Genomic DNA, 8,461 nt, shown 5'->3' on the forward strand with positions numbered 1-8,461 from the left:
GAGTCCGCGGGACGGGTGAGCCGACCGGGACGGGGGGAACGGGATCGGGCGGGAACACGGTCAGTGCGCCGGACCCTCCTCCACCACCGCGAACCGGATGCCGGCCGCCGTCAACCGGCCGATCAACGCGTCCCCCATCGCCACCGCCGTGGTGACCTGACCGGAGACCTTCGGCAGCCCGTCGTCCAGCGCCAGGCACATCGCCGCCTGCGCCAGGATCTTCGAGGTCTCGTCGTACCCCGGTTCCCGTCCCGCCACCTCCGTGACCACCCGCCGGCCGCCGCCCTCGCCGACGAACCGCACCCGGAACCAGCACCGCGCGCGCCGCTCCGGCGAGGGCCCCTCGCCGGAACTCATCCGAGCCAACAGCCACTCCCGGGTCACCCGGGGACCGGAGAGCACGGCCAGTCCCGCCATCCCGCCGGTCAGCCCCGCGAGCCGGGACAGGCGCTTCACGGCCAGGTGGTGCGCGTAGGAGAAGTCCGGTCCGTACCGCTCCAGGGCCCGGGCCGAACGCAGCACGATCTGCGGGTCGACCGTCGGCAGCGGCAGCGCCCACCCGTCGGCCGCCTCCGGCCCCTCGTGCCGCAACCGGCGCGGCCGGGGGCGCTCCCCACGCACCCGGCGGTCGGCCGGCCGCTCCTCGACCCGACGCCGCTCGGCCGCCACGGCCGCCGCCGTGCCGCGCCTGCTCATCATCTCCACCGCCGAGTGGAAGGTGCCCGCCGAGGGCGCGAACGCCCCGGCCAGGTAACCGCGCACCCGCAACGGCACCCCCTTCGGCAGCCGGTCGACGGTGAACAGCACGCCCAGGTCGTGCGGGACCGAGTCGAAGCCGCAGCAGTGCACCAGCCGCGCACCGGTCCGCAGGGCCCGCTCGTGGTGACGCAGGAAGACGCGGTCGACGAACTCCGGCTCCCCGGTCAGGTCCAGGTAGTCCGTGCCGGCCTCCGCGCAGGCGGCGACCGGGCCGTCCCCGTACCGCAGGTAGGGGCCCACGGTGGTCACCAGCACCCGGGTGGATCCGGCGAGCTCCCGCAGTGAGGCAGGGTCCCCGGTGTCGGCGACGATCAGCGGAAGGTCGGCGAGGCGGGGGTCGATCCCGGTCAGCCGCTCCCGAACGGCCGCCAACTTCTCCCGGTTGCGGCCGGCGATGGCCCAGCGCAGGTCGGCCGGGGCGTGTCGGGCCAGGTACTCCGCGGTCAGACCTCCGGTGAAGCCGGTGGCGCCGAGCAGGACGACATCATGGCGGCGGTGCTCCGATATGTCCGTCATCCCACCACCGTAGGAGCGCTCGCCGCCCGCGGCCGGCGCGACACGGCCCCGCCCGCCGGCCGAACGGTCCTGCACGGACCGCCTTCCTCCGCCCCCGGCGTTCCCTCTCCCACCGGCTCGAACCGGTGGCGCCGGGGTCCCCCGGGCGGCGGTGCCCCGGGTTTCCCGGGCGTACCCGTGGGCACCCGACCCACCGGTACGAAGTCCGCACGAGCACAGGGAGGACCCCATGGCCGCAGACGCCGCGGACGCCGCGGAGGGAATGGGCGACGAGGTCTACCAGCCGACGGGCTCCGACACGCCGGACAACCCCGACGACCTCGACCTGGAGAACGAACTCGACGAGCGGGGCGGCGGGGGCCTGGACAACATGCTCGACGAGGGCTACTCGCCGCCGGAGAAACCGTTGGCCGTCACCAAGCACGGCACCACCGCCCGCGAGCAGCGCGAGGGGGAGACCCTGGACGAGCGGCTGCGCGAGGAGGAGCCCGATGTCGGCGAGCAGATCCCGCTCGGTGACGGCATCGGGGACCAGCCGGGCATGGAGGGCGAGCCGATCGACGAGGACCAGGTGGGCGACGATCGCGCCGGCCGCCTGGCGGAGCCGATCACCGGAGAGGCGATGGCGGGGGTGGACGTCGGCATCGACGGTGGTGCCGCCGGGGCCGAGGAGGCCGCCATGCACGTCATCGACGAGAACCCCGACGAGATGGATCCCCCCACCGGCAGCCGCCGCTGACCGGTGGGTGGAGCCCGGCCCCCGATCGGGCCTCCGCGGCGGCGACCTCCGGGCACATCCCGGCAGGTCAAGGACCGCCGGGTGGTGCCGGCGGGGCACGGAGCGTGGATCGCGCCGGGGACGCCTCCCCGAGTGGTGGGCACCTCCCATGGTGGCCGGTGGGTGATGCGATCCCGGCCGGCACGAGTCGCCTCAGGGCGACAGGCGCGCCCGGACGTCGGCGGGCCGGGATGGCATGCCCGTGGGGTCGCGTCGACTGCTCCGCGGTGGCCGGACCCGAACGGCGTCCCACACGACATCCCCGACGTCGTGAGCGCCCCGGCCTCCCCGGCGTGCCCCCGGAGCCGACCCCGGGAGAGGGCTCGGAGGTCGATTCCCCGGGAGAGCCCCGAGTCGGCGCGAGCCCTTGACCGCTCAGCTCCCGAAGCGGGTGCGGGAGGTCTCGATGTGGTCGATGTGGCGGTGGGTCCAGTCACACATGGCGTCCACCGCGGCCCGCAGGGCCAGGCCCGGCTCGGTGAGGGTGTACTCGACGCGCGGCGGCACGGTGGGGTGCACGCACCGCTCGACCAGACCGTTGCGCTCCAGCATGCGCAGGTTCTGGGTCAGCATCTTGTGGCTGATGCCCTGGACCTCCCGGTGCAACTCGGCGAAGCGGAGGGTCCCCCTCTCCCCCAGCGCCTCGATGATCAGCAGCGCCCACTTGTTGGCGATGTCGGAGAAGATCTCCCGCGCGAGGGAGTCCGCGCGTCGCAGATCCGCCCGCTCGGCCTCCGAGCCCGTGAACTGCTTGCTCACCATGAGGTTCCCCCGTTACCGAAAAGTGCGTCCTTCCAGGTCGTCGAACACTCTCCTATGGTTCCCCGGTAACCACAAGAGAGTGACCGGGGTCGGGTCGGGCGGGAGCGCGCCCCGTTCCCGGGGAGCTCGGGACAGAAGGAGGTGGACGGCATGGCCGTCACCCTGGTGAACCCCGAGGGGTTGCCGACGATCGACGTGTACCACCAGGTGTCGATCGCGACCGGGACGAGGATGGTCTTCGTCGCCGGACAGGTCTCGTGGGACGCCGAGGGCACCACGGTGGGGGAGGGGGACCTCGCCGCACAGGTGGAGCGGTGCTATCTCAACGTCGCCACCGCCCTCGCCGGGGCGGGCGGGTCCTTCGCGGATGTGGCGAAGCTGAACGTCCACGTCGTCGACTGGACCCCCGACCGGATGCCCGAGCTCCTGGAGGGGATCGACCGGGCCCGCGGGAAGCTGGGCCTCACCGCGACGCCGCCCGCCACCCTGCTCGGCGTCGCGGCCCTGGACGTGCCCGAGCACCTGGTCGAGGTCGAGGCCGTCGCGATCCTGGACTGACGTCGAGGACATCGGACTCGGCACACCGGTGCGGCCCCCGAAGGCCACCCGCCGGCAGGATCACCCGAAGAGGCCGGAAGCGGAGTTCTGGGCGGCCATCGACGACTCTGGACTGCGGATGCCCGATCGCAAGGAAGCAGGACATGAGACCCGAGCGGTTCCGGGACTTCGCGTTGGAGATTTACGGCCGGGCACCCGGGATCACAGCAGTCGAAAGCTGGTCCGAGGGGACCGAACGTCCCTTCGGGATCGAGGTCACCTTGGCGAGCGGTGCCCGCGTTCGGCATGCGATCACAGCTCAGGCCGCCGAAGGTGATCGTTACGATGAGCCGGAAAGCCTGTGGAGAAGGGCCCGCCCGCTGAGATTCCCGTTCCGGAGCTCGGGACCGGCCGAGGTATCCCCCTTGTCGACATCGAGCGGTATCTCGCAGCTGTCCTCAACAACTCCGGAAGTCCGGAAATCGAGCGGACTTACTCCTACCGAGATCGCGAACAGCCCTCCATCACCTCCGGTATCGGAGTGGTCTTCCACAGCGGGGCACGGATCTTCGCGCCCTTCGTTCATGTCATGCGGGCCGGTGAGCGCACGTCGGGCCGTCCCTACGACCTTCCCTCGGAGGTATGACCGTGGTGTGCGTCGGAAGGTTTGATCCGGCGATGTGCTGGGGGTACCGCCCCGAGTGCGGGGCCTACGTGGGGGCGGAACCGGGGGAGACGGTTCCGCAGCATCAGCCGGTCAACAGGGATGATCGGGCTTCCTGCCCCGGCAGTGGGATGACCGCCACCTGACATCCATCCGCGCCCCGGGGCGGGCCGTCGGGGTCGGGCGCTCAGGAGGCGCCCGACCCCGACGAACGGCCGGAGCCGCGTATCTCCAGACCCTCCAACAGTCGTCCGGTCGCCGCCTCCACCGCGGCCACCGCCTCGTCGAAGACCGCGCGGTTGTGGGCGGCGGGCGCCCTGAACCCGGAGACCTTCCGGACGTACTGGAGCGCTGCCGCGTGGATGTCCTCGTCCGTCACAACGGGCATCGCGGGAGCGCGAAGGGTCTTGATGCTGCGGCACATGGCACCAGTGTGGACCCCACCACCGACAATCGGCCCCGCCGGTCCTCCCGGCAGCCCTCCCCGCGCGCCTCTCAGCGCAGCAGGGCCAGCACGTCGTCCACCGTGTCGGCCTCCTGCGGCCCCTTGTCCTCCCGGTAGCGCACCAGTCGCGCGAAGCGCAGCGTCACCCCCTCCGGGTAGCGGGAGGAGCGCTGCACCCCGTCGAAGGCGATCTCCACCACCAACTCGGGCCGCACCGGCACGGTGTAATCGTTCCCCGGGTCGGCCTCCCCCGGCGGCAGGGCCAACTCCCGCAGCCGTTCGGTCTGCCAGGTCAGGGTCTCGTCCGTCATGCCCTTGAACGTTTTGCCGAGCATGGCGAAGCCGCCGTCCGGACGCCGGGCACCCAGGTGCAGGTTGGACAGGAAGCCGGCGCGCCGCCCGTTGCCCCACTCGGCCGCCAGCACCACCAGATCGAGGGTGTGCACCGGCTTGACCTTCACCCACGCCGCGCCCCGTCGGCCGGCCGTGTACCCGGCTTCCAGGGACTTCACCAGCACCCCCTCGTGGCCGCGTTCGATCACCTCCTCGGTGAACGCCTCCGCGACCCGTCGCTGCTCCGGGTCCGAGGGGTCCTCCACCACCAGCCGCCGCACCCGGTGCTCGGCGGGCAGCAACCGGACCAGCTCGGCGTGCCGCTCGGCGGTCGGGCGGTCCAGCAGGTCGCGGTCGTCCACGCTCAGCAGGTCGAAGAAGACCGCCCGCACCGGCAGGGTGTTCTCCGCCCCCGCCGAGCGGGTGGCGACCCGCCCGGACACCTCCTGGAACGGTCGGGGGCGGCCGTCCGGGCCGGGGGCGATGACCTCACCGTCCAGCACGGCCCGCTCCGCCGCCAGGTCGTGCCCGGCTGCCACCACCTCCGGCAGGCGTTCGGTGATCTCCTCCAGCGTCCGCGTCCAGACCCGGACCCGTCCGCCGTCGCGGTGGAGCTGGACCCGGATGCCGTCCAGCTTCTCCTCCACGGCGCACGGCCCCAGTCGATCCAGCGCCTGCGCCACGTCCGTCGCGCTCTGCGCCAGCATCGGCTGGATCGGTCGGCCGACCTCCAGCCGGAACGCCGTCAGGGAGTCGGGGCCGCCGGCCAGCACGGCGGAGGCCACGGCGCCCAGCGAGCCGCCGAGCATCACGGCGCGGCGCAGGTCCGCGGGGTCGGTACCGGTGGCGGCGGCGAGGCCCTCGACGGCGAGGGCGTCCAGGGCGCCCTGCCGCAGCTCGCCGCCGACCAGCCGCACCAGGAAGTCCTGTTCGGCGTCGGTGGCCCGGGCCAGCAGCTCCGCCCAGCGGCGGCGGCGCTCGGCGGTCGCCCCCTTGCCGGAGACGCCCGCTATGGCGGTCAGCGCGGCGTCCACCTCGCGGACGGTGAGCCGGGGGGTGGCGGCGGGTTCGGGCCGTTCGGCGAGGGAGCGCCACCCCAGCCCGGTGCGGCGCTGCGGCAGTCGGCCGGCGAGGTGGGTGATGACGACGGGGGCGTCGGCCGGCTCGGCGGCCCGGAACAGCCGGGCGAGTGCGGCGGCCTTCTCCGTGCGGGAGGAGGTGGCGGCAACCTCCTGTGAGGTACGGGCGAGATCGGCGAGCAGCATCCTCCCATCGTGGCCCGCGGGCACCGCTGCCGCACGGGGGCGCACGGGGCGACACGCACGCCGGAGGACACGGAACGCGCGCCCGGGAACGCGAACCGCCCCGGCTTCGGCCGTCGGACCGATCACCGGGGCGGGCGCGCCGTGCCGGGTTCGCTCACCCGGCACGGCGGGAGGTCAGCACCACGGCACGGGGTCGTTGTTGCGCACGTACCGGGCGGTGACCCAGCCGGTGCGGCCCTCGACCTTGTACCAGAGGGAGTTGCCGTCCACGTTCTCGCCGCGCGTCTTGCAGCGCAGGGCGATGGTGGCGCCGTAGGGGTAGGTGTCCAGAACCCGGGAGCCGGTGTTCGGCTCGGAGCGGACGTTCACGCCGGTGCGGGCGATCACGGTGCCGGTCGCCCGGTAATCGTGCACGTGGGCCGGAACGGTGGGCGCGCCGGCGCGGTGCTCGCCGGCGAGGGCGGGGGAGGCGCCCAGCAGACCCAGGGCCAGGGCCCCGGCCGCCACCGCGACGGTGGTCTTGACGTTCTTGAACACGACCTGCCTCTTCCTCGAGGGACGGGGCGGCGAACCCGGTGCGGGGTCGCCGGTACCGTCACGGTCCGTCGTGGCGGGTGGGCTTCACGGGCGGCGGGCCGGCCCGGTCACCTGCCCGGGCCGGCCGGCCCACCCCACCGGAGCAGTCCGCGCCCGCCGAACGGGGGGCCGTCCGACGGGCACGGATGGGATCATCGTTTCCTCGGGTCGTCCGCCGATGTGTCGATGTGCTTTCACCCCCGGGGCCGGGAGGCGGTGGCCGGGTTCGTCGGGGGGTCGGGTTCCCCGGGTCATCGGGCCGAGGCCGAGGCGTCCCCGTCGTCCGGGGCACCGGCCGGCCCGCTCGAACCGCCCCCCGCCCGGGGGCCGGGGGCGTCGATCGGCTCGCCGCGCAGCGCGGCCGACAGCCGCAGGTGGCGGCGGGCCTCCTCGGGCCGGTTCTGCCGCTCCAGCGCGCGCCCCAGCATCAGGTGCGCGTAGGCGTCCGTGGGGTCCCGCTCCACGATGAAGCGCAGCTCCGTCTCCGCGCGGCCCAGCCGGGCGGAGTGGTAGTAGGCGCGGGCCAGCAGCAGTCGGGCCGCCAGGTTGTCGGGCTCGGCCTCGACCACCCGGCTCTGCCGGCGGGCCGCCTCGCCGTAGTCGCGGATCTCGAAGAAGAGCTTGGCCAGGCGGTACTCCTCCGCCGGGTCCACGGTGCCGCCGTTGTCGTTCACGCGCCGCGCTCCTCTCCACCGTCGCCGGGGGACCTTTCCGTTCTTCCCCCAACGGCTCCGGGCGACGCGCTATTCCGCCGGGCGCACCGTCAGCCGGATGCCGTAACCGTCGTCCCGCAGTTCCAGCTCGGCCCCGCCGATGACCGTCCCCTTCACGGGGCCGTCCCGGTTCCCGTCCAGGGACAGCCACCCGCCCACCTCCTCGGGCAGCACCCCCTCCAGGCCGGCGGCGGTCGCGCAGTCCCCGAGGAAACCCTTGGGCATCGGGATGTGGTGGGCGGGCAACTGCCGGGCCTCGCAGCGGAAGGTCAACGGCCTGCCGTCGACATCGGTGTGGGCGGTCACCCGGTACTCCGCCTCGGAGGGCATCTCCCCGGCGGCGGCTCCCCCCTCCGGCATGTGGTCCGCCGGGTCGTACCCCACGGGGACCGAGCCCTCCCACACCAGATGGTCGCCGCTCCCGGCCGGTTCGCCCTCGCGCTTCCACTCGATGCCGTGGATCGCGTGCATCGTCGCCGCCCACGCCTCGATGTCGCCGTCGGGCAGGCGGGGCGTGGAGTCGGCGGAGGATCCCCCGGCGTTCCCGGTGGACGCCTCCGCACTGTCGGCGGAGTCCTTTCCGCCGTCCCCGGCGCTGCCGTCCCCCGAGGAGCAGGAGGCGGCACCGAGCAGTAACACCACCCCGGACGCGGCGGCTCCCCACAGTGTTCTGGTGATGTGGCGCACGGTGTCCCCCCGAGGTCCGGGCCGCTCGGCCGAACGGCCGGTCGCAGCCTGTCCCATCCGAGCATCGGCCGCCCCCGCCCGACCAGCTCTGTGACAGGTCTGTGACGCACGTCTCGGCGCCCGCGCGCGGCGTCGCCGGGGCCGGCTCCCCGCTCCGCGTCCCTCCCGGACGGCCCCGCACACCAAGTGGCGTTCATATGACCTTTTTGGGTCCCGGATGGCGGTTCGTGACGCCGGGTAGTGCTCGGCTGTCCGGGTGACGGGCGGCACGGGGACGACCCGGTGCCGCCCCGTACCCGACCTCATCCTTCCGGCCCGTGCCCGTCCACGGAACGCCGTACCAGAAAGGCCGCCCACCGGTGACGCACCTGCCGCCCTCCCCCCGACCGGACGCCGAAGCGGACCGTCCGGGGCGCATCCCGGAAT

The 8,461-nt window shown here is 73.8% G+C and carries 10 protein-coding genes; 3 read left to right on the forward strand and 7 right to left on the reverse strand.

Annotation, left to right across the window (positions count from 1 at the left end; translation table 11 throughout):
- Window positions 1-60 precede the first annotated feature (60 nt).
- The gene (locus tag FNQ90_RS06320) at window positions 61-1,275 is read right to left on the reverse strand and encodes a saccharopine dehydrogenase family protein (RefSeq protein WP_182605362.1); all 1,215 of its coding nucleotides are present in this window, start codon (window positions 1,273-1,275) and stop codon (window positions 61-63) included.
- A gap of 229 nt (window positions 1,276-1,504) precedes the next feature.
- Between FNQ90_RS06320 and FNQ90_RS06325 the strand changes: the two genes are divergently transcribed.
- Complete coding sequence (locus FNQ90_RS06325) at window positions 1,505-2,014, forward strand: DUF5709 domain-containing protein (RefSeq protein ID WP_182605363.1); 510 nt, start codon at window positions 1,505-1,507, stop codon at window positions 2,012-2,014.
- Window positions 2,015-2,428: 414 nt separating this feature from the next.
- Here the strand turns inward: FNQ90_RS06325 and FNQ90_RS06330 are convergent, their stop codons facing one another.
- On the reverse strand, window positions 2,429-2,815 hold the full coding sequence (locus FNQ90_RS06330) for a winged helix-turn-helix transcriptional regulator (protein WP_182605364.1): 387 nt from the start codon (window positions 2,813-2,815) through the stop codon (window positions 2,429-2,431).
- Between the two features lie 150 nt (window positions 2,816-2,965).
- Between FNQ90_RS06330 and FNQ90_RS06335 the strand changes: the two genes are divergently transcribed.
- Window positions 2,966-3,373 carry a RidA family protein gene (locus tag FNQ90_RS06335; RefSeq protein WP_182605365.1) on the forward strand — a complete coding sequence of 136 codons (408 nt, stop codon included), beginning with the start codon at window positions 2,966-2,968 and terminating at the stop codon, window positions 3,371-3,373.
- Between the two features lie 340 nt (window positions 3,374-3,713).
- Window positions 3,714-3,998 carry a hypothetical protein gene (locus FNQ90_RS06340; protein ID WP_182605366.1) on the forward strand — a complete coding sequence of 95 codons (285 nt, stop codon included), beginning with the start codon at window positions 3,714-3,716 and terminating at the stop codon, window positions 3,996-3,998.
- A 205-nt stretch (window positions 3,999-4,203) separates the two neighbouring features.
- Here the strand turns inward: FNQ90_RS06340 and FNQ90_RS06345 are convergent, their stop codons facing one another.
- The 5 genes from FNQ90_RS06345 to FNQ90_RS06365 form a co-directional block, all read right to left on the reverse strand.
- Window positions 4,204-4,440 (reverse strand): DUF2277 domain-containing protein, encoded by a 237-nt coding sequence (locus tag FNQ90_RS06345; protein ID WP_143619115.1) that lies wholly within the window; start codon window positions 4,438-4,440, stop codon window positions 4,204-4,206.
- A 71-nt stretch (window positions 4,441-4,511) separates the two neighbouring features.
- Window positions 4,512-6,059, reverse strand: coding sequence for an ATP-dependent DNA ligase (locus FNQ90_RS06350; protein WP_182605367.1), 1,548 nt, complete (start codon window positions 6,057-6,059; stop codon window positions 4,512-4,514).
- A 174-nt stretch (window positions 6,060-6,233) separates the two neighbouring features.
- The gene (locus FNQ90_RS28390; RefSeq protein ID WP_182605368.1) at window positions 6,234-6,596 is read right to left on the reverse strand and encodes an SH3 domain-containing protein; all 363 of its coding nucleotides are present in this window, start codon (window positions 6,594-6,596) and stop codon (window positions 6,234-6,236) included.
- A gap of 290 nt (window positions 6,597-6,886) precedes the next feature.
- Window positions 6,887-7,309: a tetratricopeptide repeat protein gene (locus FNQ90_RS06360; protein ID WP_182605369.1), complete on the reverse strand. Its 423-nt coding sequence runs from the start codon at window positions 7,307-7,309 to the stop codon at window positions 6,887-6,889.
- A 69-nt stretch (window positions 7,310-7,378) separates the two neighbouring features.
- Entirely contained in the window at window positions 7,379-8,035 is a 657-nt protein-coding gene (locus FNQ90_RS06365) for a hypothetical protein (protein ID WP_182605370.1), read from the reverse strand.
- Window positions 8,036-8,461: the final 426 nt, after the last annotated feature.

This window comes from Streptomyces alkaliphilus, assembly GCF_014141535.1.
GTDB lineage: Bacteria > Actinomycetota > Actinomycetes > Streptomycetales > Streptomycetaceae > Streptomyces > Streptomyces alkaliphilus.